Below are 20,013 nucleotides of genomic sequence, written 5' to 3'. Positions count from 1 at the left end.
TCTCTCCACCGACAGCGGCGGTATTGATGTGGGGAAATTGGTACTGGACTATAAAGAGAAACCACATCACTTCACTGTGAAAAACTTCGAGCTTAAAACCATTTATGCAGACGAGTGGAAACCAGATCCAAAAACGAAGTCGGTGATCGACAACTGGAATAAGAAACTTGATGAAGTGGTGCAACAAACAGTAGGACAGTCGCCAGTTGAATTGACACGCGCATATGGAGAATCGGCCCCACTGGGAAATCTGGCTGCGGATGCTTTGCTGGCGGCAGCAGGCAAAAATACACAGCTGGCTTTAACTAATTCAGGTGGTATCCGCACTGAGTTACCAGCGGGCGCGATTACTATGGGTGGAGTCATCAGTGTGTACCCGTTCCCCAACGAACTGGCAACGATGGATCTCACCGGTAAACAATTGCGTAGTTTGATGGAACATGGTGCAAGTTTAAGTAACGGAGTGTTGCAGGTCTCAAAAGGCCTGGAAATGAAATACGACAGCAGCAAACCCGTTGGACAACGGGTTCTGGAGCTTACACTTAATGGTAAGGCGATTGAGGATGCGACGGTTTATCACATTGCTACCCAGAGCTTCCTTGCTGATGGTGGTGACGGCTTCTCCACGTTTACCGAGGGTAAAGCACGTAACACAACAGGTGGGTACTACATTTACAACGCAGTGATCGATTACTTTAAAGCAGGTAACACCATCACCGATGAACAACTTAACGGTATGCGCGTTGCTGATGTGAAAAAATAAATGTTTTTTCCGCAATATGTTCTGAACGTAGTCATCAGCTGAAAACATTCGGCTTTATTGGTTATTTCTTACCTTTAAGCCGAACGTTGAAGCATTTCTGTAAAATAATAAAAACATGCAAACATCCGCATGAACTCTTGACTTAAATATAAATTATTCATAAGGCTGAAAGGATTGTATTATGAAGAGAAGAACAAAGCTTAGCTTGATTACATTGTGCCTGTCCGCAATGTTAGCCGCATCAGTTAGTGCAAAAGATGTGACGATCTATTACACCAATGACTTACATGCTCATGTATCTCCAGGGAAAATTCCGGCCGTCGACAAAGAACGTATGGTAGGTGGTTTTGCTAATATAGCAACCATCGTTAATGATGCGAAGAAAAAAAGCAAAGATGTATTTTTCTTTGATGCTGGAGATTATTTTACCGGACCATATATAAGCACACTGACAAAAGGTGAAGCAATTATTGATATCATGAACACCATGCCTTTTGATGCTGTCTCAGTGGGTAACCACGAATTTGACCATGGCGTTGATAACATGGTTAAACAGTTGTCAAAAGCGAAATTCCCGATTTTGTTGGGTAATGTTTTTTATACTAACAGTGACAAACCCGTCTGGAATAAGCCCTGGATAATTATCGAAAAAGATGGCGTAAAAATTGGTGTAATTGGTATACATCAGAAATTTGCGTTTTATGACACCGTTGCGGCCAAAGCTTACGCTGGTTCAGAAGCTCGTGATGAAGTACCTTATATTCAAAAAGGGCTTGATGCGTTAAAAGGTAAAGTTGATATCACCGTACTACTTATCCATGAAGGTACGCCAGCGCGTCAGTCAAGTTATGGAAATAAAGACGTAGCCAGAATGCTGCAAGCCGATATCGATACCGCAAAGAAATTTAAGGGTATTGATGTGTTAATCACAGGGCATGCACATGTGGGTACACCAGAGCCAATTAAAGTCAATGACACACTCATTGTTTCAACGGATGCGTATGGTACTGATATCGGTAAATTAGTATTGGATTTTAACCCGCAGACTAAAAAAATTGACGGCTATAACGGTAAATTAATCACTGTATTTGCAGACGAATATAAACCAGACCCTATAGTTCAAGCCAAGATTGATGAATGGAATGCTAAGCTGAAAAATATCACCGATCAAATCATTGGGTCGACAACAGCACCCTTCACTCGCTCTTATGGTGAATCGTCACTTGTTGGTAATTTAGTTATTGACGCCATGATGGCCAAAGCGCCGGACGCCGTCGTGGGATTACAAAACAGTGGAGGATTGCGTGCTGATTTACCACAAGGAAATTTGCGATATGGTGATGTTATTACTACCTTCCCATTTAATAACGAGCTTGTTGAAATGGATCTCACCGGAAAGGATCTCATCAATTTAATGATCCACGCAACTAATCTCACCAATGGGGTTTTGCAAGTGTCAAAAAGCGTTCATGTTGAATATGACAGTAAGAAACCGTTGGGTGAGCGGATAATTAAATTCACTGTTAATAATCAAGCAGTAGACCCAACCAAAACATATCGAGTTGTTACGCACTCATTTTGCGCGACGGGTGGTGATGGATTTGAAGCGTTTTTAAAAGGAACGAATATAAAAACCATCAACAGTACGACCTCTGCTGAGTCAATCATTGATTATGTTAAGACCCATAATCCATTGAAACCAGATCTTGAAATGAGAGTGGTCGATGTAAGTACGATAAAATAGTTTCACTAGTATATTTCCCATTATATGAATAATCTTTGTTAACAAACCTCTGTGGAAGGAACCCCTACTTATGCGAAAAATAAAACATATATTATCAGGTGCATTTATGTTTTTCCCTACGCTGACAATGGCAGCCTCTGGGAATAACGAATACCTATCAGACTGGTGGCATCAAAGCATTAATATAGTAGGAAGCAACTCTACTCGCTTTGGACCACAAAAAAGATCCGATCTATATCCAGAATATCGCGCATGGGCGCATGTGGATTGGTTTGATTTCTATGGTTATGCGGATTTACCTAAGTTTTTCGGTTTAGGAAATGATAACGATATCGGCATTTGGGATAATGGCTCTCCATTTTTTACCGAAATAGAACCGCGTTTTAGCATCGACAAATTAACGGGAATAGACCTGAGCTTTGGTCCATTTAAAGAATGGTATTTTGCCCACAACTATATCTATGATGCAGGCACTAACGAAGGACAGCGTCAGAGTACCTGGTATATGGGACTGGGGACGGATATTGATACCGGGCTACCGATGACTTTATCCGCAAACATCTATGCTAAATACCAGGGGAATAATTATAATGCTGCCAACGAAAATGAATGGGATGGATATCGTTTCAAAGTAAAATATGCTATTCCTATTACTACAATACTCGGCGGAAAACTAAATTACGTCGGTTTTACCAATTTTGATTTTGGTTCAGATTTAAAAGAAAAATCAGGTGGTGAGCAACCATTTTACTCCCGTACAAATGATTCGATAGTTTCCACCCATATACTCAGCTTGGTTTATCCTCACTGGAGTTATGGCGCGACCCTTCGTTATTTCTATCATGGTGGACAATTTGAAGAGGGTAGTAAAGCATTTAACAGCAAAGGGGATATCACCTCTATAGACTCAACGGGGTGGGCATACTATTTAACAGTCGGTTATACTTTTTAAATACTACTAAAAGGAATTGGCTATGAAGATAAAATTGATTGCAGCAGGTATTCTGTTGACGCTACCGTTCTGGGCTTGCGCCAAAGATGTCACCATTATTTATACTAACGATCTCCATGCTCATGTTGATACTTATAAACTCCCATATGTCGCAGAAGGTAAACGTGCAATTGGTGGATTCGCTAATATAACCACTTTAGTCAAGCAGGAAAAATTAAAAAATAAAGCCACATTTTATTTTGATGCAGGTGACTATTTTACCGGGCCATATATTAGCAGCCTGACTAAGGGTCAGGCAATTATTGACATTATGAATACCATGCCCTTCGATGCAGTATCAATTGGTAATCATGAGTTTGACCATGGCTGGGATAATCTCTTGCGGCAGTTGAGCAAGGCGAACTTCCCTGTTCTATTGGGGAATGTGTTCCATAAGGACAGTGAGATACCGTTCTGGAACAAACCGTATACCATCCTGGAAAAGGATGGCGTGAAAATTGGCGTTATTGGGCTACACGGTGTGTATGCGTTTAATGACACCATTTCAGAACTCTCAATCCAGGGGCTTGATAATGATAAAAATAACCGCTTTGATAAATCAGCCGCAGCCCTCAAGAACCAAGGGATTGAAGCTCGCAATGAAGTGAAATATCTGCAGCATTATCTGGATGAGTTGCGGGGTAAAGTTGACATCACCGTTGCGCTTGTTCACGAAGGCGTTCCAGCTCGTCAGTCCAGTATTGGTAATACCGATGTCAGGCGTGCTCTGGATAAAGATATTCAGACCGCTAGTCAGGTCAAAGGGCTTGATATTCTCATCACCGGACACGCCCATGTTGGAACACCGGAACCTATCAAAGTAGGGAATACGTTAATCCTTTCTACCGACAGTGGTGGTATCGATGTAGGTAAGTTGATACTTGATGTTGAACCTGGGGCTAATACCAAAAAAGTAAAAAGCTTCGAACTGAAAACACTTTATGCTGATGAGTGGAAACCTGATCCAACAACGCAAAAAGTTATCGATGGCTGGAATAAAAAACTTGCGGATATTGTGCGTCAGCCAGTCGGTGAATCACCGATCATGTTAACCCGCGCCTATGGCGAATCATCACAACTAGGCAACTTGTTTACAGATGCAATGCTCGTCGCTGCACCGGATGCACAGATTGCACTGATTAATTCCGGTAGTTTACGTGCTGATCTCAACGCGGGTCCCATTACTTTTGGTGACATTACCAGTACATTTCCATTTAAGAATGAGCTTACGGAGATGGATCTCAGTGGTAAGGATCTGCGTAATCTAATGGAACATGGGGCATCGCTCACAAATGGCATATTGCAAATGTCAAAGGGTGCTGAAATGCTTTATACGCCGCAAAAACCAGTAGGACAGCGTATGGTGTCTTTCACAATCAACGGCAAAGCGATTGAAGATACGCAGACTTACCATGTTGCGACCACGACATTCCTTGCTTTAGGGGGAGATGGTTTTCTGGCATTTAAAGAAGGGAAAAATGTACAAGTCCGAGCCGGACATAATATGTCAGATGTCGTGATTGATTATCTGAAGTCGGGGCACAAAATCGTTCCTGCGCAAGTTAATGAAATGCGGGTTGAAGTGAGTAAATAATAAAATGATGATGCCATCCATTCTACGGATGGCATCAAATATTGCAAAACAGATTAAGAAATAATTTTGTGAACATAAGAATCGTTGAATTTTATTAATTATAAATTCAGATACTCGTCTTATCATCCAGTCTGTTTAGCTCACCAACTAACATAAAATAATTCTCTTTCCTAATGGAACCGTTGACCAAAGGAAAAATGATAATGGAACATTGCCATATGATAGCAAAACACTCAACTGAATTATGTAATTTGTATTGTACGTGTTGCCTTTCCCTCAATAAGACACAACTCTACCCAGAGTGCCAAACGTACTGTACTGACGATACAACGCTTCAACTATTTATTCGTCAGAAAATTGATACTCGGGAAACTAAAGATATTTTATTTTCCTGGAAGGACGATGAATTAACATCTGACAGGCTAAATTTTTTTAAACGCGTTATCGAACTGCAACAGCAATTTGCACAAGGTAAAAATATTATCAACACATTGCTAACCAGCGGCATGCTGTTGGATGATGACTGGTGTATATTTTTCAAGACAAATAATTTTCTGATTAGCATTTCAGTAGATAGCGATATTCCCCTGCGCAACAATAACCCCAAATCGATTTCTAGCAAATCTACGACTCCGATGGTTGAGAAATCGATAAATTTGCTGCAAAAACATGATATTGAATTTACTACACTGACGGTCATTAACGCTTTAAATTGCCAGCAACCGCTGCGGGTCTACCATTATTTGAAGAGCATTGGTAGTCGACATATGCTGTTTATCCCCTTATTTGAACCGCTTGCACAAGGTGGTGTGGATGCAAAAAGCCTTGCGCCCGCCGCATTGGGGACTTTTTTGAAAACGATTTTTTATACTTGGGTACGCCTTGATATTGGAACGATTAAAATCCCCTTTTTTGAGCGTGCTTTCGTTACGTGGTGTGGGGTGCCTGCACCGGCCTGTGCTTTTACGCCATTTAATAATAACTATAGCGTGTTCGCATCGAAAATAAGCGATGATTTATGCCAGTGTGATCGCTTTATCAATTCTAAATTTTTGCTTAGTCCCCCCCATCAATATTCCACAACTACAATGCGGGAAAGCACAATAAATAAAATAGTTGAGCAGCGTAAACCGCCACTGGTAAAAGAATGTGCGAGTTGCAAAGTGAAATTAGTCTGCAATGACGGTTGCCCAAAAGATCGCATAGCGTTTTCCCAACGCGGAGCCCCTGAGCTCAATTATTTTTGCGAGAGCTATCAGGCTTTTTTCACTTATGTTGACCCCTATATGTTAATGATGAGAGCGCTGTGGGAACAAAACTATACGCCTTCCGATATTCGTCAGTATTTGGTCTAGTATAGCTCTCCCTACAGGCTGATGGATGAAACAGTCGCACCGACAGTATCTGTAAAACCGGGTTATTTTAGTGTCTGAGATTGGATTAAGCCCGGAGCCAGGAGTTTCTGTGATTATATAATAGCCGATATAGCTCAATGTAATTCATCCGTTCAAAACACGGCATTTCCCCTGAACATTTTGTGGGCATTCTGGTGGTCTTGACAGGGGAAAATTCAGGTTTAGCTTATTTATTAGCCAGTTAGTGGCAAAGGCGATCCCAGTCAGATGAGCCAAATTTAAGAAGCCTGCTTAGGAAACTAAGCAGGCTTCTTGCTTTTTAGGACTTAGTCTTCCGGGTCTCCCTTGAACTCCGTTTTGATCTGGTAAGTATGAGGCGTGTAGTAGCACCCTTTAGGCGGCGGTAGCTGATTCCTGACATAATGTTCATACCAGCCCATAAAGGTCTGAGGAACCGTGGGAACGCCATCGCAACAATTAACCACCCGGGTGATCTGCAAATGCGCCTGGTTCAAAAGGAAGTCGCCAAACTCATCGTCTCCAACTCGAGGACAGCCAAAAGTGATCAGGCTATCCGGGCGAATATAGGCCCCCAGCAAATTGGCTATCGCCCCGCCTAAACTGTGGCCACAAACCACCAAGCGGGTTCGCTTTGCTGTCATTTTATTTAGCCAGTATCTCACCGGAGGTAACATCGCCTGTGCGCTTTTCAGAAAGCCTGCGTGCGCCTGGCCGCGAGACATTGCTTTAGGTATTGGAGTGAGCGAAACCTGGATATTGGTCATAAAATCCTGATAGCGATCTATCTGCGTCCCCCGAAAAGCAAGCACACATAGACCACTGTCATTACAGCTGGCAAAACCGTAAGCATCATGAGCAACATTGTTCAGTAGCTCCGGGGTGCCAAAACCTGCCACTTTTAATATTCTCGCTAATTTTTCTTTTTCGCCCGTATTCGTTTCCGCCCTCAGATAAGCGAGTCGTGATAATTCTGCCGCCAGCGCAATTTCATTCGGCCAGCCAGCATTACTCAACAAAGTTAAGTCTCGCTCAGGGTAAAAAAGCGAGTGATTGTCTGCACTATAAGCAGCAGGCATAACTCTGCCCTCTCTATTTGTTTCAATAAGTTATGGACATACGCCCTTTTTTGATATCTCACCAATAGTCAGTAAACTCATTAAAAACAAAAAATTAATATAAAACGACATCAGCAATCAGGAAGATATATGAGTAACAATAGAAATAAGTCATCTCATTACAAAAAAGAATGAACGATGTTTTTAATTTAAAATAAGAAATCGCAGCCTAAATATGAATTAAAAATAAGTTCACAGCTAAAGGCTATTTCAGAGTGTAGTTTGAGGCTGTTATTTTGACAACCGCACCACTCACCGTGAACGCACTTTATTCACGATGGCATTAGATATACGCATCCAGATGCTAACCGTTTCAAGCTTCCATATTATACCCCTGCATTTTCACGCGCTATCTGCAGAAAAGCCTGTACGGCCCCCTTATTCTCCTGTTGTCTGCTAATGAGCATCAGATTCGCCGACAGTTCTGGCGCATCCAGTGGGCGGTATACCAGTCCAGGAATATTCACATGCTGCAGAGGATCCGGCACCAGCGCCAGCCCCTGCCCGGCGGCGGCGAGCGTAAGCACGCTTAGGGTGCTTGCGGTGCAATGGGCGATACGCGGAGCATGACCCATAATTGTGGTAAGTGCGGTGTAAAGCGACTCATCAGCCCCATGCGCGTCATAAAAAATGAGTGGCTGCTCGGCAAGCATATCAATTGTCAGCGACACCTGAGCGGCTAACGGATGGTCGTCAGCCATCGCCACCTGCCGGTGCCAGACACCGATCTGTTCAGCCATTAACGCGGCGTCATGGATTTTGTGGTGATCGGGGGTATAACCCACGTCGAGCTGACCCGCCAGAATAGCATCAGCTTGCAACAGAGGTGCCACCTCACTGACAACCAGTTCGGCATCAGGGTAGGTTCGGCGAAAAGCACGCAGATCGTTGGTCAGCTTGCCGCTAAAGACGGCATTACCGGCAAACCCTACGCGTACATGACCCGTTTCGCCGCGTAGTGAGCGCTGAACAGTCAGCCGGGCGTGATCCGCCTGCTCCAGCGTGCGCTGTGCCTCGGTCTGTAATAGCCGCCCGGCTTCGGTTAATTCCACTTTACGGCTGGTACGCACAAACAGCGGACCACCGAGCTCCTCTTCCAGCGCCTTGATTTGCATACTCAGCGCAGGTTGAACGATATTCAGACGTTTAGCCGCGCGACCAAAATGGCCTTCTTCGGCAACGGCCAGAAAATAGCGCAGGTGGCGCAGATCCATATCGTTACTCCGTCATCAAATAAAATGATTGATCAGTCACATCTATCTATTTGAGTTTATCTCCATTGGCGGTGAAACTGAAATCCAATCCCATACCGGAGTACATGTTATGCAAAATTATTTGGACGACCGCCTACAAATCACCGATCTTCTCACCGGCTGGATGCACCGCGATCTGGGAGAATGGGAGCAACTGCGTAATCTTTTTCACCCGGACGGCACCATCGAGATCACCTGGTTTGAAGGCCTCGCCAGCGATTTCGTTGATGGCTCAATACGAATGGGAGCGTCAGATGTGTGCACCAAACATCTGATTGGCACGCCAGTGGTGACTTTCAATGCCAACGCAACGAGGGCAATTGTTGAAACCAACGCAATGATTATCGGCGAGAACGTTAAGCTGAATCTGGGCTGCATTGGTCATAACCGTTTCTATGATATGGCAGAAAAACGCAATGGCGTATGGAAACTGTTCCATCGCCAAAGCATTTACGATATGGCCAGCTTTACCTTTCCGCTCGGTGTGGTCGCGATTGACCAAAATGTGGTGGAGAAATATCCACGTGAATACGCCGCGCTGGCTTACCTGCTGGAAAAAAGCGGCTTTCCGGTGCAGCGCGTCTTTGCCACCCGTGGCAGTATTCTCGAACAACAAATGAAAACGAGCGGTACACGCTGGTTAGCTAGCCAGACGGCCTGACAACTTAGTCCGCCGTTGGCTCTTCATCACCTCCGCAACACAAAGGAAATGTATGTGCACCCAAAAAACATCGGGAAAATATCTGGCAATGCTGTTCGTCGCCCTGCTGCTACCGACCACGGTTTCGGCTACGCAAACCTTGACCTACAGTGATCATGAACCGCTGGGTGGGATGCGCACTCACTTCCTCAACGATGTACTCTTCCCAGCCATTGAGAAAGAGTCAAACGGACACCTGAAAATAGAGGCGCACTGGGGCGGAGAGCTCAGTAACAGCTACAATGCGTTACGCAACGTCGGTAGTGAACGAAAGGTAGATATGGCGATTGTCGTGCCTGAATACACCGCCGACGCGCTGCCCCTGAATCAGATCTTTAAAAGCTTTCCCGTCGGCCCTGCCGGTGAGCAGCAGGTGGCCTTCTTCCGCCACGTCTACGCTGACATTCCGGCATTCCAGGCAGAACTTGAGAAAAATAATGTGGTGAGTATTTTTCTTGCCACCGGCTATCCACTGGCCTTTTTTAGCGCCAGGCCCATGACTACCCTGAGTAATATCAAGGGTGGGACATGGCGCTCCGCCAGCTTCTGGCACCGTGATTTTCTGCAAAACGCCGGGGCTAAACCGGTGACTATGCCCTGGGGAGAAGAGACCTATAACGCGCTAAAAACCGGTGCAATCGATGGCATGATGCTGAACGTGGACAGCGGCTACGATCTGAAGGCGTATCAGTTTGCACCCAATGTGCTTCTCGCCAAAGAGCTATGGCTGGGACATCTTTACATTCTGGCAATGAATAAACAGACCTGGGACGCGCTTTCTGATGAGGATCGGGCCGCCATTCAACGTGCGGCTGAAACGGCGTATCACGCCCTGGGCTCGGTGATGAACAACAGCTTTAACATCCAGATAGATGATTTACGCCAGGCCGGAGCCACAGTGCGTGTTATGCAACCCCAAGAGGTCACGCAATGGGAAGACTCTACCCGTTACCGGGCGGCGCAAGAAAGGTGGGTCAAAGAGCAGGAAGAGAGGGGTGTCAAAAATGCAGGTGCAGTAATGGCGCAGGTTAATGCGATTATGGATGAAACCCTGTCACAAAAATCGCACCGATAAATATTCGCTCCTTTTACAGTTACTATCCCAGAAGCGGGGAGTTTCACCACCTCTCCGCTTACCCAATCTCCCCTGTTAATCACCACATCACACCATTGCTTAAAGTTATGTAAATGTAAATCGTTTAAACTTTGCCATTGTTGTAAGTGCTAGTGATTATCATTTATTGTACGCAAGCTAAAAGAACGAGCGCCAGCTCGGGTCACTGTCCGTTCCAATTACTCTGGGATATAAACGATGAATGCTCTGCCTCGCACCGGACTGCGCCGTATTACGCTTGCATCTGCCCTGGTCCTCTCCGTCAGCCTGCCGGCTTTCGCGCAGGATACGTTAACGCTGTACACCACCCGAGAACCGGGCCTGATCCAACCCCTGCTCGATAGCTGGACAAAAACCAGCGGCATAAAAGTGAGCACGGTGTATATCAAGGATGGCATGCTTGAACGCGTCAAAGCGGAAGGGAAAAACTCCCCTGCCGACCTGCTAATGACCGTTGATGCCGGTAACCTCATCGATTTAGTCGAAGCGGGCGTAACGCAACCGGTAGAATCTGATGCGTTGAAAGCCGCCATTCCAGCTAATCTTCGCGGTGCAGATAACCAGTGGTTTGCGCTTTCCATGCGCGCACGCGTGCTCTACGCCAAGAAATCAATGCCTATTGACAACTGGCATTATGAGCAGCTCGCAAGCCCGGAATACAAAGGCAAAGTCTGTATTCGTTCCGGACAGCATCCGTATAATACTGCACTAATTGCCGCCATGATTGCCCACCACGGAGAAGCCAAAACGGAAGAGTGGCTGCGCGGCGTGAAGGCAAACCTGGCGCGTAAAGCGACCGGCGGCGACCGTGATGTTGCCCGTGATATCCTCGGCGGAATTTGTGATATTGGCCTCGCCAACTCCTATTACGTCGGTCATATGAAAAATGCCAAAGAAGGCAGCGATGCGCGTCAGTGGGGCGATGCTATTAAAGTAGTGAAACCGACCTTTGAGAAAGGCGGTACCCACGTCAATATCAGCGGGGCTGCCGTGGCTCGTTATGCGCCCAATAAAGCTGATGCCGTTAAGCTGATGGAATATCTGGTTTCCGCACCTGCCCAGCAGCAGTACGCGAAAGCGAACTTTGAATACCCGGTACTGAAGGGGGTAACGCTCGACCCGGTTATCAGCGCTACTATCGGTGAAATCGACGTCGACAAGATCCCGTTAACCGAAATCGTGAAGTACCGTAAACAAGCTAGTCTGCTGGTAGATAAAGTTGGATTCGATCAATAAACCGCTGTTGCTTCCGATGTTACGCGGCCTGGTTTCCGGGCCGCAGTCATTATTAACGCCATTACATCTTGGCGCCCTGTGTGTTGCACTCGGCGTCCTGACCCCGATTGTGGCGCTCATCTGGCAGGCCACGCAGGCTGATTTATCCCACTGGGATAATCTCATCACCTGGGTGCTGCCCTCCGCGTTAAAAAACACCGTACTGTTGCTGGCGGGCGTCGCGGTCATGGTTGGCGTGATTGGCGTTGGCAGCGCGTGGGCGGTCACTGCATGGGACTTCCCCGGGCGCAAAATACTAAGCTGGGCACTACTGTTGCCACTGGCGATGCCGACCTATATCGTGGCCTTTGCCTGGCTCGATTTACTGCACCCCATTGGCCCACTGCAAACCTTCATCCGTTTTTTACTCGGTTTTGACAGCCCACGACAGTTCCGCTTGCCGGATTTACGCTCCCTTTCCGGCGCGATCCTGCTGCTCGGTTTAGTGCTGTATCCATATGTTTATCTGACCACCCGCGCGATGTTTATCAGCCAGCCGGCGCATCTGCTGGAAGCCGCACGTACGCTGGGTTGCAGCGCCAGCGGAACCTTTTTTCGCGTCGCCCTGCCAATGGCCCGCCCGGCGCTGGCGGTTGGGATCAGCCTGGCGCTGCTGGAAACGCTAAATGATATTGGCGCGTCGGAATTCCTTGGGGTACAGACCTTAACCGTTACCGTATATACCACGTGGATCTCGCGCTCTGATCTATCCGCTGCGGCACAAATCGCCTGCATGATGCTGATGTTTATCTTCTTTATTCTGACGCTGGAATTTTACGGTCGCAGAAAACAAGGATTCAGCAGCCGTAGCCTGCGAGAAATTCAGCCCACGCGCGTGCATGGCTGGCGCGGTTGGCTGCTCGGCGCCATCATTTCGCTCCCGGTCGTACTGGGATTCCTGGCCCCGGTATTGTTTTTAATGTGGGAGAGCGCCAAACGGTTAGGTGATGAGAACCCGCTGTCTGCGTCGTTACTTTCTGCGTTGCAAAACACACTATCGCTGGCAGCCGGCACCACGCTGGTGGTGATATGCGTCAGCATGCTGGTGGCGTGGAGCGCACGCCACAGCGCGGCAGACAACGCTATGCCCGGCTTTCGTCGCGGCGTAATGCGTCTGGCGTCGTTAGGTTACGCGGTGCCTGGCACTATTCTGGCAATTGGTTTTCTTCCCCCGGCGATGGCAGTTGACCGCTGGCTGGCCGATCTGCTCGATATGCGCAGCTTACCGCTGATGTCTGCCGGTATCTTGCTGATTATTTGCTGTGCGATGCGTTTTCAGGCCATCGCCATCGGCGCGCTGGATTCCGGCCTGGGCCGCATTCCCCCGTCCCTTGAACAAGCCTCACGTTTGCTGGGAGAGAATGGTGCCGGGACCTTTGCCCGCGTGCATTTCCCTCTGCTGCGCCCGGCGTTAGTAAGCAGTGCATTGCTGGTGTTTGCCGATGCGATGAAAGAGTTGCCCACCACCCTGCTGCTACGCCCGGTAGACTTTGAAACGCTGGCCACGCTGCTGTATGCCGAAGCGGCGCGAGGAACCTACGAAGAAGGGGCCATTGCCGCGCTAATGATTGTTTTGGCGGGCACATTACCGGTTATTTTGTTGGTACGTCAGCAGATGACGCGCCGTGGTTAAGAGAGCAACAATGTCAGAAATCGCGTTACGACTCCAGGATGTACATGTTGCCTACGGCAACAGTCAGCAATCGGTGCTGACTGGCTTTTCAATGTCGGTGCGCAAAGGCGAAATCGCCTGCCTGCTGGGAGCGTCCGGCTGTGGCAAGACCACAGTTCTGCGCGCAGTCGCCGGATTTGAACGGCTGCAGCGCGGAGAGATTTATGTTTCACAGCGGCGGGTTGCTGGCCCTGGCGTGCATCTGCCGCCGGAAAAACGTCATGTCGGCATGGTGTTTCAGGAATATGCGTTATTCCCACATCTGACGGCCCAACAAAACGTGGCCTTTGGTTTGCGCCGCCTGCCGCGAGACGCACAACAGGCCAGAGTCGCCGAGCTGTTAAAAATGGTGGAATTGCACAGCCACGCCAGCCATTACCCTCATGAGCTTTCCGGCGGGCAGCAGCAGCGTATCGCCCTGGCCCGCGCCCTGGCTCCGCATCCAGACATCTTACTGCTGGATGAACCGTTTTCCAGCCTGGATAAGAGCACCCGCGAGCGCCTGGGTAGCGAGGTGCGCGATATTTTGCGCGCAGCCGGACAAACGGCACTGCTGGTCACCCACAGTGAACATGAAGCGCAGTTGATGGCAGACCATATTGGCTTTGTGAAAAAGGGGCAGTTTCAAACGAAGCACGCGGCCTGACGATAACGTAAAGGCCGCGTGAGGTGATGATTAGAATTTCTGCACCTGGCTGATATTCACCGGCATCCCGGAGCGGCGTTCCAGCGTCGCATTGGCGCGACTGACGTCCACCCCCTCTCCGGTCACAAAACTGCGTAACGCTGGCGTGACCGGCAGCGGGATTTTTTTATCCGACTCATATTCGCTGCGGTTGCGTGACAGCGGTTCATGAACTTCAACCCAGCGACTACCGTCTGGCTCGGTACTGTATTTCACCGGTCGGTCGATAAGTTGAACCCGAGTTCCCACCGGCACGGTATCAAACAGGTATTTAATATCGTCATTGCGCAGGCGAATACAGCCCTGACTTACCCGCAGCCCAATTCCGAAATTGGCATTAGTGCCGTGAATAGCGTACAGCTTACCGATATAAATGGCGTACAACCCCATCGGATTTTCCGGCCCGGCCGGAACAAACGCAGGCAAGCTCTCCCCACGTGCGGCGTATTCCCGGCGAGTATTCGCAGTTGGCGTCCAGCTGGGTGCCTCCTGCTTGCGCTCTACCGTCGTCACCCAGTTGCGCGGCGTTTCTCTCCCCGCCTGACCAATCCCAATAGGTAAAATTTCAACCGTACTGCTGTCTTTGGGGTAATAGTAAAGTCGCATTTCTGCAACGTTAATAACGATGCCCTCACGCACGGTATCCGGCAAAATAACCTGCTGTGGCACCACCAGCGTAGAACCCGATTTCGGCAAATAGACATCCACGCCCGGATTAGCTTCCAGCATATTGCTCAGCCCTTGCCCATACTGCGCAGCAAATGCCTCCAGCGGTTGCGTATTAGCTGGCGGAACCGTAATAGTCAGCGGACTACCGACCAGACGACTGCCCTCTGGCGGCAACGGATAACTCACCGCCTGCGCTCCCTGACAGGCCAGCAACATGATAAGTGAACACAACAGTTTTACACGACGCATCATTGTCCTTTCCTTCGCCGCAGCAGCTATCCGTTAATTATAGCTTTTTTATCTGTTTAACGGGGGGTTACGACGAGAGCCCCGCCGTTGAGCGGGGTACGGCTTGACTAGGCTTCCTTACCGTCCGGAAGTACAATATTGCTGGCGGCTAAATGTCCCATATTGTTGTACATAGCGCAGGCGGCCTCGACAATCGGCATCGCCAGTGCAGCGCCGCTGCCCTCACCTAAGCGCATGCCCATATTGAGATACGGGTCCAGTTCCAGATGCGCCAGCGCGGTGCAGGCACCCTTCTCAGCGGAGAAGTGCGATGGGATCAGATACGGCTTAATCTGCGGTGCAATCTGGCAGGCTGCCAGCGCAGCGGAGTACGAGAGGAACCCATCCAGCAACACTGGTAGACCGCAGGAGGCCGCACCTAACATCACACCTGCCATACCGACAAGATCAAACCCGCCTACCTTAGCCAGCACATCAATACCGTCATTACGATCCGGCTGATTGACGGCAATTGCCCGACGAACAACGTCTACCTTGTTAGCCACACGAGAAAGTGGCAGGTTAGCGCCAATACCCACCACATCTTCAGCATCACTGCCGGTCAGTACGCTGACAATCGCCGCCGCAGGCGTGGTATTAGCCATCCCCAGTTCACCCACGCCAAACAGCGTGACGCCCTCTTCCGCCAGCTCTCGGGTGTAGCGCATCACTTCCAGAAGCAACTCCTCGGCCTGAGAACGACTCATTGCAGGGCCTTCAGCAATATTGCCGCAGCCGCGCGCAACGCGCATATTCACCACGCCGGGGATTAGATCAGCATCAATCCCCACATCAATCACATGAACCTTCGCGCCAGCCTGGGCCGCCAGCACGCAGACACCGGTCGTGCCACGCGTCATATTTGCCGCCTGAATCGCCGTAACCACTTTCGGCGAAACGGCCACACCTTCATCCCAGACGCCGTGATCGGCGCACATCACCAGCATCGCTTTTCTCCCCACGCGCGGCACGCCCTTCAGGCCTGGCATACCGGCGAGTTGCACGGCCAGGGACTCAAGACGTCCAAGGCTGCCCGGTGGTTTAAGTAAGCCATCAATATGCTGCTGTGCACGCAACATCGCAGCACTATCGGGTGTAGGGATCGCGTGGAGTAAAGCGGATAAAGTCTGCATAAGGGTTCTCAATGTGTTGACTGGATCAAAGCAGAGCCAGTAAGAAGATCAACTCGCCAAGTTCGATGGCCGCCCCAAGCGTATCGCCGGTTTGTCCGCCCAATGTGCGTTTTAGTAATTGCCCAAGAATGAAAATTGCCACTATCGTGACGACCAGAGCCGCCACTCCACGCATGCCGGGAAGCAGCACGGCGGCGAGTATTGCCGCGAACCCCAACGTGACGCAGGTTTGTCGTCCGGTTACTTTGCCTATAAAGACATTTCCCAGCCCTTCTTCGCGGGCATAACGATGCCGGTACATCAGCAAAACCGCAGTTCCACGCCCCGCCACGCAGGCTGCTGCCAGCGCAGCCAGCATTGGCGTTCCGCGTAGAGCCAGTTCACTCACCACCAGCACTTTAGCCAACAGAACAAAGATCAGTGCCAGTCCGCCGTGGGTCCCCAGGCGGCTGTCGCGCATTATTTCCAGCATCCGTTCGCGCCGACGTGCAGAAAACACGCCGTCACAGGTATCCGCCAGACCGTCAAGATGAAAACCACCGGTTAACAGTGCCAATGCCAACACGCTAAAGAGTGCCGCCAGTGGAATACCACACCAGGCTTGCAAGGCCATGAAGACCAGTCCTGTCAGCCCTCCTAACACCACGCCAATCAGCGGGAACATGACAATGCCGCGGGAAAACTGTTCGAAATCCAGTCCTTGCGACCAGCGCGCCGGAACGGGCAAGCGGCTGATAAAAGAGAGCATTGCCCAAAACAACTTACTCATTTAATTTTGACTCCAATTCCAGATACCACCAGCCAGACCTCATCTGCCACAGCCGCCAGACGCTGGTTTACCCGTCCGGCAATATCGCGAAAATGCCGCGCCAGACGATTTTCCGGAACAATCCCCATCCCCACTTCGTTAGTGACCAGCACGACTGTTGCCGGGCAACGCTGACAAGCGTCAATCAGCACTCGGATCTCATCCTCAATGGATTGCTCCATTGCGGCGTAGTCCCAGCCATCCGGTGAGCTGTCGCCGCCTAGCGCAAACAGCTGGTTGGTCACCATCGTGGTGATGCATTCCAGTAAAATCGCCTCGTGCGGATCGTTCTCGGCTGTAATCAGCTCATCAAGATGTTGCCAGCGCTCGGCTGTACGCCAGTGCGCGGGACGCCCATCGCGATGGTGCTGAATTCGCGCCGCCATCTCCTCATCGAAAATTTGCGACGTCGCGATATACAGCACGTTCGGGGAATCCGCGATCAGCGCCTCAGCGTGACGGCTCTTGCCGCTACGGGCGCCGCCGGTAACCAGAATCATCATACTGGCTCCCGGTGTTGCTGCATGATGGTATAAATTTTCTCAATATCGATGTGTTGCCGCATCGCATCCGCCAGCAGATCAAACTGCTGTGATTTATATTGCGCGTAATGGAAGGTTGAATCCAGTGGTGCCAACCCTTTACGTACCCGCAGGCCATTCACCAGCGCACGGGTGAAATCATCGCTATCAAACAGACCGTGGAGATAAGTGCCGAACACCAAACCGTCGTGAGTCACCGCGCCGTCCGCGACGTTACCGCCGTCTTTTTGCAGTGTCATCACCGACCGACACTCGCCGGATAACGCCGTTTCGCCCATGTGAATTTCATAACCACGAACGGATAACCCGGCAGCGTCGGCCAGCCAGTCCGGCAGCGTGGCCGACATTTGCCCTTCAACCTGGGTCGTGGTTTTGTGCTGGGCAAAATGGGTCACGGTATCAAGCAGGCCCAGACCTGGCAGCGTACCCAGCCCCGACTCCACGTCATCAATAATGGTCTCGCCGAGCATCTGATAGCCACCGCAAATTCCTACTACCGGCACGTTCTGACGGTGTAACTGCAACACGCTGTGCGCCATGCCGCTTTCGCGAAGCCAGACCAAATCACCGAGCGTATTTTTGCTGCCCGGCAGAATCACCAGGTCGACGCCCGCCAGCTCTTCCGGATGGCGAACATAGCGCACCCGAACATCCGGCTGTGCGGCCAGCGCATTGAAATCCGTAAAGTTGGAAATATGCGGCAGTTGCACCACAGCAATGTCGATATCGCGTTTGTCAGTGCGTAAATACTTCCCTTTTTGCAGCGCGACGCCGTCTTCATCTTCGAGATCGACATCCAGCCACGGCATCACGCCGAGTACGGGAACGCCGGTCAGCGCTTCAATTTGTTCAATTCCGGAATAGAGCAGCGCCACATCACCACGAAATTTATTGATAATCACGCCTTTTACGCGCGCGCGTTCATGGTCATGCAGCAGCGCCAGCGTGCCGTAAATCGAGGCAAACACGCCACCGCGATCGATATCTGCCACCAGCACAACCGGGCACTGCGCCATCTCCGCCATCCCCATGTTGACGATATCGCGATCGCGCAGGTTAATTTCAGCCGGGCTTCCCGCCCCTTCCAGCACAATGACGTCAAATTCCTGCGCCAGGCTGTTATAAACCGAAATAATCTGCTCACGCAGACGCGGTTTGTACTCGTGGTAGCTTACCGCATCCATATCGGTCGCCACCTTACCCATCAGCACTACCTGCGCTTTGCGGTCGCTGGTCGGTTTCAATAGCACCGGATTCATACGCACATCCGGGATGATGCCTGCTGCTTCAGCCTGGAAAATTTGCGCGCGCCCCATCTCTTTTCCCTCAGGTGTAATTCCCGAGTTCAGCGCCATGTTCTGCGATTTGAACGGCGCGGTACGTCGTCCATCCTGATAAAAAATACGACACAGCCCGGCGACTAATACGCTTTTGCCTACATCAGATGCCGTTCCCTGCAACATTATTGCCTGCGTCATGACGCCTCCTTCAGTGCGTTCTCTCGCATACAACGATAAAATTCAGCCTCTGTTTTACACAGTGGGAAGCCTAACTCCGTATGCAACTTCACCAGCCAGGGCTGAGTTAATCCTGCTTGTTCAATGAGATCCGTGCGCGCGAATACCTCGCCGGGTGTGCCGTGCGTCAGCACTTCTCCCCGGCGCAAAACATAAACCGCGTCGCTCACTTCATAGATAAGATCGATATCATGGCTGGAAATAACCACATGGTTTCCCTGCGCCACAATCCGTTTAATAATCTCAATCATCTGCGTACGGCCCGAGGGGTCAAGGCCCGCAGTCGGTTCATCCAGCAGAAGATACTGCGCCTGCAGCACCAGTGCGCCTGCTATTGCCACGCGTTTTTTTTGTCCGTGGCTTAGGCATTGAATAGGTTGATGACGAAAATGTTGTGCATCCACCAGCGTCAGGGCATCTTCTACCCGGCGAGCAATTTCTGTTTCATCCACGCCGATATTGCGCAGGCTAAAGGCGATGTCGCTGTCGATGTCGGTATAAAAGATTTGCTGATCGGGGTCCTGAAATACAGTTGCCACCTGCTGACGCAATGCCAGTAGGCCACGCTTGCTGTAATCCAGCGGTTTTCCTTGCCACATCACCGCCCCCTGCTGTGGACGAAGTAACCCACTCAGGTTCATAAACAGCGTGGATTTTCCGCACCCATTGGCCCCCACCAGCCCGGTGACGGCATGTGCAGAAAAATCCAGCGTTAGCCCTTTGAGGATCGGGTCATCCTGATAGCGAAACCAAAGCGCTGAGGTGGCAAGCATA

18 protein-coding genes are annotated in these 20,013 nt (G+C 49.8%); 10 read left to right on the top strand and 8 right to left on the bottom strand.

Annotation, left to right across the window (positions count from 1 at the left end):
* The 5 genes from IMQ48_RS19605 to IMQ48_RS19585 all read left to right on the top strand — a co-directional run.
* A partial coding sequence (locus tag IMQ48_RS19605; RefSeq protein ID WP_196210309.1) for a bifunctional UDP-sugar hydrolase/5'-nucleotidase occupies positions 1-763 on the top strand: 763 nt, incomplete at its 5' end.
* Between the two features lie 181 nt (positions 764-944).
* Complete coding sequence (locus IMQ48_RS19600) at positions 945-2,507, top strand: bifunctional UDP-sugar hydrolase/5'-nucleotidase (protein ID WP_196210308.1); 1,563 nt, start codon at positions 945-947, stop codon at positions 2,505-2,507.
* Positions 2,508-2,577: 70 nt separating this feature from the next.
* The gene (locus tag IMQ48_RS19595; protein WP_196210307.1) at positions 2,578-3,459 is read left to right on the top strand and encodes a nucleoside-specific channel-forming protein Tsx; all 882 of its coding nucleotides are present in this window, start codon (positions 2,578-2,580) and stop codon (positions 3,457-3,459) included.
* A gap of 22 nt (positions 3,460-3,481) precedes the next feature.
* Positions 3,482-5,092, top strand: coding sequence for a bifunctional UDP-sugar hydrolase/5'-nucleotidase (locus IMQ48_RS19590; protein WP_196210306.1), 1,611 nt, complete (start codon positions 3,482-3,484; stop codon positions 5,090-5,092).
* Positions 5,093-5,295: 203 nt separating this feature from the next.
* Positions 5,296-6,447, top strand: a complete 1,152-nt coding sequence (locus IMQ48_RS19585; RefSeq protein ID WP_230326482.1) for an SPASM domain-containing protein — start codon at positions 5,296-5,298, stop codon at positions 6,445-6,447.
* A 326-nt stretch (positions 6,448-6,773) separates the two neighbouring features.
* Here IMQ48_RS19585 and IMQ48_RS19580 read toward each other — a convergent pair whose 3' ends face one another.
* Together IMQ48_RS19580 and IMQ48_RS19575 are read right to left on the bottom strand one after the other, a co-directional pair.
* Positions 6,774-7,544: a lipase family protein gene (locus IMQ48_RS19580; protein WP_196210305.1), complete on the bottom strand. Its 771-nt coding sequence runs from the start codon at positions 7,542-7,544 to the stop codon at positions 6,774-6,776.
* A 365-nt stretch (positions 7,545-7,909) separates the two neighbouring features.
* Positions 7,910-8,797, bottom strand: a complete 888-nt coding sequence (locus IMQ48_RS19575; RefSeq protein WP_196210304.1) for a LysR substrate-binding domain-containing protein — start codon at positions 8,795-8,797, stop codon at positions 7,910-7,912.
* A 109-nt stretch (positions 8,798-8,906) separates the two neighbouring features.
* Between IMQ48_RS19575 and IMQ48_RS19570 the strand changes: the two genes are divergently transcribed.
* From IMQ48_RS19570 to IMQ48_RS19550, 5 genes are all read left to right on the top strand, one after another.
* Complete coding sequence (locus tag IMQ48_RS19570) at positions 8,907-9,497, top strand: nuclear transport factor 2 family protein (RefSeq protein ID WP_196210303.1); 591 nt, start codon at positions 8,907-8,909, stop codon at positions 9,495-9,497.
* Positions 9,498-9,549: 52 nt separating this feature from the next.
* The gene (gene dctP / locus IMQ48_RS19565; protein WP_230326481.1) at positions 9,550-10,611 is read left to right on the top strand and encodes a TRAP transporter substrate-binding protein DctP; all 1,062 of its coding nucleotides are present in this window, start codon (positions 9,550-9,552) and stop codon (positions 10,609-10,611) included.
* Between the two features lie 237 nt (positions 10,612-10,848).
* On the top strand, positions 10,849-11,886 hold the full coding sequence (locus tag IMQ48_RS19560; RefSeq protein ID WP_196210302.1) for an extracellular solute-binding protein: 1,038 nt from the start codon (positions 10,849-10,851) through the stop codon (positions 11,884-11,886).
* The gene (locus IMQ48_RS19555; protein ID WP_196210301.1) at positions 11,870-13,558 is read left to right on the top strand and encodes an iron ABC transporter permease; all 1,689 of its coding nucleotides are present in this window, start codon (positions 11,870-11,872) and stop codon (positions 13,556-13,558) included. The genes IMQ48_RS19560 and IMQ48_RS19555 overlap by 17 nt, the downstream gene beginning before the upstream one ends.
* 10 nt (positions 13,559-13,568) lie before the next feature.
* Positions 13,569-14,243 carry an ABC transporter ATP-binding protein gene (locus IMQ48_RS19550; RefSeq protein ID WP_196210300.1) on the top strand — a complete coding sequence of 225 codons (675 nt, stop codon included), beginning with the start codon at positions 13,569-13,571 and terminating at the stop codon, positions 14,241-14,243.
* A gap of 30 nt (positions 14,244-14,273) precedes the next feature.
* Here the strand turns inward: IMQ48_RS19550 and ldtA are convergent, their stop codons facing one another.
* The 6 genes from ldtA to IMQ48_RS19520 all read right to left on the bottom strand — a co-directional run bounded on the left by ldtA (position 14,274) and on the right by IMQ48_RS19520 (position 20,012).
* Complete coding sequence (gene ldtA / locus IMQ48_RS19545; protein WP_196210312.1) at positions 14,274-15,200, bottom strand: L,D-transpeptidase; 927 nt, start codon at positions 15,198-15,200, stop codon at positions 14,274-14,276.
* Positions 15,201-15,307: 107 nt separating this feature from the next.
* Complete coding sequence (gene cobT, locus IMQ48_RS19540; protein WP_196210299.1) at positions 15,308-16,372, bottom strand: nicotinate-nucleotide--dimethylbenzimidazole phosphoribosyltransferase; 1,065 nt, start codon at positions 16,370-16,372, stop codon at positions 15,308-15,310.
* A gap of 25 nt (positions 16,373-16,397) precedes the next feature.
* Positions 16,398-17,141, bottom strand: coding sequence for an adenosylcobinamide-GDP ribazoletransferase (cobS, locus tag IMQ48_RS19535; RefSeq protein WP_196210298.1), 744 nt, complete (start codon positions 17,139-17,141; stop codon positions 16,398-16,400).
* Positions 17,138-17,683 carry a bifunctional adenosylcobinamide kinase/adenosylcobinamide-phosphate guanylyltransferase gene (gene cobU / locus IMQ48_RS19530; protein WP_196210297.1) on the bottom strand — a complete coding sequence of 182 codons (546 nt, stop codon included), beginning with the start codon at positions 17,681-17,683 and terminating at the stop codon, positions 17,138-17,140. The genes cobS and cobU overlap by 4 nt, the downstream gene beginning before the upstream one ends.
* A complete protein-coding gene (locus IMQ48_RS19525; protein WP_196210296.1) occupies positions 17,680-19,200 on the bottom strand; it encodes a cobyric acid synthase in 1,521 nt (506 codons plus the stop codon). Before IMQ48_RS19525 ends, cobU begins: the two co-directional genes overlap by 4 nt.
* The gene (locus IMQ48_RS19520) at positions 19,197-20,012 is read right to left on the bottom strand and encodes an energy-coupling factor ABC transporter ATP-binding protein (RefSeq protein WP_196210295.1); all 816 of its coding nucleotides are present in this window, start codon (positions 20,010-20,012) and stop codon (positions 19,197-19,199) included. Before IMQ48_RS19520 ends, IMQ48_RS19525 begins: the two co-directional genes overlap by 4 nt.
* Between the last annotated feature and the right edge of the window lies 1 nt (position 20,013).

Source organism: Citrobacter sp. Res13-Sevr-PEB04-36 (assembly GCF_015672735.1).
Taxonomy (GTDB): Bacteria; Pseudomonadota; Gammaproteobacteria; order Enterobacterales; family Enterobacteriaceae; genus Citrobacter.
The sequence above is the reverse complement of the archived record's forward strand: the minus strand, read 5'-3'. Positions and strand labels throughout refer to the sequence as shown.

Coding starts and splice junctions, on each gene's coding strand:
- IMQ48_RS19600 (WP_196210308.1), top strand. CDS start 945: ATGAAGAGAAGAACAAAGCTTAGCTTGATTACATTGTGCCTGTCCGCA.
- IMQ48_RS19595 (WP_196210307.1), top strand. CDS start 2,578: ATGCGAAAAATAAAACATATATTATCAGGTGCATTTATGTTTTTCCCT.
- IMQ48_RS19590 (WP_196210306.1), top strand. CDS start 3,482: ATGAAGATAAAATTGATTGCAGCAGGTATTCTGTTGACGCTACCGTTC.
- IMQ48_RS19585 (WP_230326482.1), top strand. CDS start 5,296: ATGGAACATTGCCATATGATAGCAAAACACTCAACTGAATTATGTAAT.
- IMQ48_RS19580 (WP_196210305.1), bottom strand. CDS start 7,544: ATGCCTGCTGCTTATAGTGCAGACAATCACTCGCTTTTTTACCCTGAG.
- IMQ48_RS19575 (WP_196210304.1), bottom strand. CDS start 8,797: ATGGATCTGCGCCACCTGCGCTATTTTCTGGCCGTTGCCGAAGAAGGC.
- IMQ48_RS19570 (WP_196210303.1), top strand. CDS start 8,907: ATGCAAAATTATTTGGACGACCGCCTACAAATCACCGATCTTCTCACC.
- dctP (WP_230326481.1), top strand. CDS start 9,550: ATGTGCACCCAAAAAACATCGGGAAAATATCTGGCAATGCTGTTCGTC.
- IMQ48_RS19560 (WP_196210302.1), top strand. CDS start 10,849: ATGAATGCTCTGCCTCGCACCGGACTGCGCCGTATTACGCTTGCATCT.
- IMQ48_RS19550 (WP_196210300.1), top strand. CDS start 13,569: ATGTCAGAAATCGCGTTACGACTCCAGGATGTACATGTTGCCTACGGC.
- ldtA (WP_196210312.1), bottom strand. CDS start 15,200: ATGCGTCGTGTAAAACTGTTGTGTTCACTTATCATGTTGCTGGCCTGT.
- cobT (WP_196210299.1), bottom strand. CDS start 16,372: ATGCAGACTTTATCCGCTTTACTCCACGCGATCCCTACACCCGATAGT.
- cobS (WP_196210298.1), bottom strand. CDS start 17,141: ATGAGTAAGTTGTTTTGGGCAATGCTCTCTTTTATCAGCCGCTTGCCC.
- cobU (WP_196210297.1), bottom strand. CDS start 17,683: ATGATGATTCTGGTTACCGGCGGCGCCCGTAGCGGCAAGAGCCGTCAC.
- IMQ48_RS19525 (WP_196210296.1), bottom strand. CDS start 19,200: ATGACGCAGGCAATAATGTTGCAGGGAACGGCATCTGATGTAGGCAAA.
- IMQ48_RS19520 (WP_196210295.1), bottom strand. CDS start 20,012: ATGCTTGCCACCTCAGCGCTTTGGTTTCGCTATCAGGATGACCCGATC.